This is a genomic window from Nocardia pseudovaccinii NBRC 100343 (genome assembly GCF_001613225.1).
Taxonomy (GTDB): domain Bacteria; phylum Actinomycetota; class Actinomycetes; order Mycobacteriales; family Mycobacteriaceae; genus Nocardia; species Nocardia pseudovaccinii.
In genome coordinates this window covers 1-2,293 of record NZ_BDBY01000068.1, presented here as the reverse complement: position 1 = coordinate 2,293, position 2,293 = coordinate 1, and the positions used below count along the sequence as shown (strand labels likewise).

Annotated in this window: 4 protein-coding genes; 3 read left to right on the top strand and 1 reads right to left on the bottom strand. The window is 65.5% G+C overall.

Annotated features, from left to right (window positions below; translation table 11 throughout):
• Both NP3_RS07675 and NP3_RS07670 read left to right on the top strand, forming a co-directional pair.
• Positions 1–646: acyl-CoA dehydrogenase family protein (locus NP3_RS07675; protein ID WP_281197313.1), on the top strand; the 646-nt coding region annotated here is incomplete at its 5' end.
• Positions 643–858: a hypothetical protein gene (locus NP3_RS07670; protein WP_063039167.1), complete on the top strand. Its 216-nt coding sequence runs from the start codon at positions 643–645 to the stop codon at positions 856–858. The genes NP3_RS07675 and NP3_RS07670, both read left to right, overlap by 4 nt.
• A gap of 31 nt (positions 859–889) precedes the next feature.
• On the opposite strand, the gene NP3_RS07665 is transcribed toward NP3_RS07670, so the two are convergent.
• Positions 890–1,261: a DoxX family protein gene (locus tag NP3_RS07665; protein WP_063039165.1), complete on the bottom strand. Its 372-nt coding sequence runs from the start codon at positions 1,259–1,261 to the stop codon at positions 890–892.
• Between the two features lie 109 nt (positions 1,262–1,370).
• Here NP3_RS07665 and NP3_RS07660 point away from each other — a divergent pair, with 109 nt between their 5' ends.
• Positions 1,371–2,006, top strand: coding sequence for a TetR/AcrR family transcriptional regulator (locus NP3_RS07660; RefSeq protein ID WP_063039169.1), 636 nt, complete (start codon positions 1,371–1,373; stop codon positions 2,004–2,006).
• The last annotated feature ends 287 nt before the right edge of the window (positions 2,007–2,293 follow it).

Genomic DNA, 2,293 nt, shown 5'->3' with positions numbered 1-2,293 from the left:
GAAACACAAGGGCATCACGGCATTTGCGCTCGATATGCGCACCCCGGGCGTCGATATCCGGCCGCTGCGCGAGATCACCGGGACCACCGACTTCAACGAGGTATTCCTCGACGGCGTCCGGATTCCGGTCGCGAATGTGATCGGTCGGGTGGACGAGGGCTGGCGGGTGGCGATGAGCAGCCTCGGGCACGAGCGCTCCGGCGTGGCCGCGCGCGGGGTGGAGTTGTTCGCCGCGCTCGACGATCTGTTGCGGCTGGCCGGTGCGACATCGGTCGGCGGCAGGCCCGCACTGGAGGATTCCGCCACGCGGCAGGCGATCGGTGAGCTCGCCACGCGGGTGTATGTCAACGCGGCAATGGTCGGACTCGCCCAGTCCCGGATGCTGCACCACACCGAACAGCCCGCCGACGCACCGATCGGGAAGATCTTTTTCAGCGAACTCAATTACGACCTGGTCGAATTCGGGATGCGGCTGCAGGGCACGGACGGGCTGCTGACCGAGGCCGACCATGATGCGGTGGCGGCGGGCTGGTGGCAGGACGCGCACCTGTACTCGCGCGCCTACACGATCGCCGGTGGTGCGAACGAGATCCTGCGGACACAGGTCGCGGAGCGGGGGCTGGGACTACCCCGGGAATCCCGGTGACAACCGGCGAGATCCGGACGCTGATTTCGGAGATCGAGCGCGGCGCCGCCGAGAACAGGGGAGTGCCGGTGGTTTTCGCCGGAACTGAGCGGACGGTTTCGACAACGCTCGGTGAGTTGGTGTCCGACGCGACACGGGTGGCGGGCGCGCTGCAGGGGCCCGGCAAGGTGCAGAAGTTCGTGCTGCGCGAGCGGATGCGCGGCCAGCGGTAGCCGCCCATCCGCCCGCGATCAGCTGGCTGCGTCAGAACGAGTAGGGGCCGAACCGGCCCCACGCGATCACTGCGGCAAGTACCAACAGCACAACGCTGGGCGCGATTTCGCCCCATTCGCTGCGGCGGGCGTGCGTCAGGGCAGCGCCGATCATGATGATCGCGACGCCGACCGCGGCGATCGGGGTGAGCAACGGGACGATTCCGGTGAGCGCGGGCAGCACGAGGCCGAGTCCGCCCACCACCTCGATCGCGCCGATCGCCTTCACCTGCTGGTCGGTGAAGCTTTCGACCCAGGACATTTTGGCGGCGAGTTTTTCGCGCGGCTGGGCGAGTTTCGTGGCGCCGGCGGCCACCAAGACCACGGCCAACAGGCCCTGGAGGATCCAGAGGAAGACGTTCATCGAGAACTCCTAGTCAATCGCTCGACCGGAGGGCGGTGAGCGGGCAAACACGAACAGAATCGAAAACGGACTTTACCCCGCTTTCGTTCCCGGCGGTAACTTGGAACTCGTGGAACCGACCGCGCTACACCTTGGGTTGCCGCGTAACGAACGCGGCGATGCCGCACGTAATCGACGACATCTGCTGGATGTGGCGCGCCAGTTGGTCGACGAACTCGGCGTCGAAAAGGTCACCATGGACGGACTGGCCGAGCGTGCCGGACTCGGCAAGGGCACGGTGTTCCGCCGATTCCGGACCAGGGCGGGCATCTTCCACGCTCTGATGGACGAGGACGAAAAAGCCTTCCAGCAGTCGGTACTGTCGGGCCTGCCACCACTGGGCCCGGGTGCCGACCCGATCCAGCGATTGATCGCCTTCGGCCGAGCTCGCCTGGATTTCCTGTTCGACCACATCGCGATCGCCCGCGCTGCCCTGGACACCAACCAGCCGATTCCCGTCGGTGCGGCCACCATCTCCCAATTCCACATCCGCATGCTGTTGAACCGGGCGCACGTCGATTTCCCCGACACCGACACCCTCGCCGTTCAGCTGACCGCGGCCCTGGAAGCCCCCGTCCTGCTCTACCTGCACACCACGACCGCAGCGGATACCGCTGACGCGCGACAGCAATTGACTGATGGTTGGCAGCGCCTGGTGGAACGAATTGCTACTCCGAATCCCGTGGACAACAAGGTGATTCGATAGCCGACCCGGCGCGTGTGGTCGGCTATACCTGCCGTGTGGGCGCTCCGCCTTTCAACGACCCGTGCCCGCATGTCAGGAGATTGTCGCCGGATGAACCGACGAATCCCGACTGTCCTCGACCAAGGTGTTGATACGGGATACTCTAATTTCGACCTGGGCTGTGACCGCGACGACTACGTGACGCAAAGCTGAACCGGGACAACGGAATCGAACTATCAGGAGCGAGCGATGCAGCTCACAATGCTGGCCGCCGAGCTGGCGGATAAGCCCGCGATCCTCATGGGCGG

What these genes read in the sequence shown, in the direction of transcription:
- NP3_RS07665 (WP_063039165.1), bottom strand. Translation starts at nt 1,261, where the DNA reads ATGAACGTCTTCCTCTGGATCCTCCAGGGCCTGTTGGCCGTGGTCTTG.